1 protein-coding gene is annotated in these 493 nt (G+C 47.9%); it reads right to left on the bottom strand.

Going from position 1 to position 493, the window contains the following annotated elements; genetic code table 11:
• Positions 1-493: FapA family protein (locus AB4512_RS22110; protein WP_372175692.1), on the bottom strand; the 493-nt coding region annotated here is incomplete at both ends.

Below are 493 nucleotides of genomic sequence, written 5' to 3'. Positions count from 1 at the left end.
CGATAAGGTTGTTACCACAGCGAATGTCATTACTCATACTGTGCACACCAAGTCGAAGGTCATTGGCCGTTTGTAGCTCAGCATTCTGTGCGTAACTTGCGGTGATAGAACCTTTGCTAAGTACTTTACAACTTTTTGGCTCACTCTCTTTAGTCGTGTGGCCGATAATGCCTTTGGCGACTTTGATATCCCCCTGGGCTTGAACTTCGGCCGATTCGATAAAGCCACCAACCGTAACACTTCCGGTCGCCTTGACGATCATACCCGGCTCGATGTTGCCAGAGACAAACACATTACCTTTAAATTTAACGTGCCCAGTTGAGACATCGACGTTGCTGACACATAAGGCGTCATCCACTTCGATGGTTCGATCTTTAATGATGGGCAATCCAGGGTGTGAGGCGAGTAGTAAATTGGGATCTTCAGGGGAGATGTAGGTGCCCTTTCCAGGCTTGATTAAACTGTCTTGTCCAGGAAGCGGTGGGATAATTCG

It is taken from the genome of Vibrio sp. 10N.222.52.B7 (assembly GCF_041474275.1).
In the GTDB taxonomy this organism is placed as follows: domain Bacteria; phylum Pseudomonadota; class Gammaproteobacteria; order Enterobacterales; family Vibrionaceae; genus Vibrio; species Vibrio crassostreae_C.
This window is presented reverse-complemented; position numbering and strand designations above follow the sequence as displayed.